This is a genomic window from Mangrovihabitans endophyticus (genome assembly GCF_014646155.1).
Taxonomy (GTDB): Bacteria; Actinomycetota; Actinomycetes; order Mycobacteriales; family Micromonosporaceae; genus Actinoplanes; species Actinoplanes endophyticus.
In genome coordinates this window covers 1-695 of the sequence record NZ_BMMX01000143.1, presented here as the reverse complement: position 1 = coordinate 695, position 695 = coordinate 1, and the positions used below count along the sequence as shown (strand labels likewise).

The 695-nt window shown below is 32.8% G+C and carries 1 protein-coding gene; it reads left to right on the top strand.

Going from position 1 to position 695, the window contains the following annotated elements; genetic code table 11:
* Window positions 1–257: 257 nt before the first annotated feature.
* Entirely contained in the window at window positions 258–620 is a 363-nt protein-coding gene (locus IEY73_RS34620; RefSeq protein WP_229716437.1) for a hypothetical protein, read from the top strand.
* Window positions 621–695 lie beyond the last annotated feature (75 nt).

Here is a 695-nt window from a genome sequence, read left to right as displayed (position 1 = left end):
AAGATAGCAGGGTGTATGGTGGAGTTATAAGAAGCGCTAAAGGCAAATTACTAGAAGATATCAGCGAAGAGATTGTAAAAATAGCATGGTAAAATATTGGCGCTAACGCTAATAGGCTTGAAATAAATTCTAAAAAAATAAAGATTCCTATCAAAGACAGCTACATAGAAAATATAGCTAACAAACAAGTAAGGGCATATATATTAGAGCGTAAGGAAGATTATTATTACGGATTGAGTGTTGATAAACATATATTTGTGGATAATCAATTGGTTATGGGGATAGAGTGTAAAAACTATACGGAAAATGCTATGCTAAAGCGAATATTAGTAGATTTTCATCTCCTTAAAACTTTATATCCAAATATATCTTGTTATTTATTTCAGCTAGAAAGTCAATTAGGAGGGGATTATTCAGCTTTACCAGAAACCCCATTGGGATCAAAACCCACGCATTCTATAATGAGTTACTTTGAAAGCGTGAATCTGAATATAGTAACCTTACTCAAAGGCGAAAGAAACATAAACCAACCCACACACAAAAATTTCAAACCTTTAGATGAACAGATTCTCATTAAAACAATCAAACTAATAGAGAATGAATTGAAAATTTATTTGTAGCAGTTGGTGCGAATCCCACTAAATTCACACCAACTTAGATACGATTCCAACTGCTATTTTTTTCTGGGGCTTCGT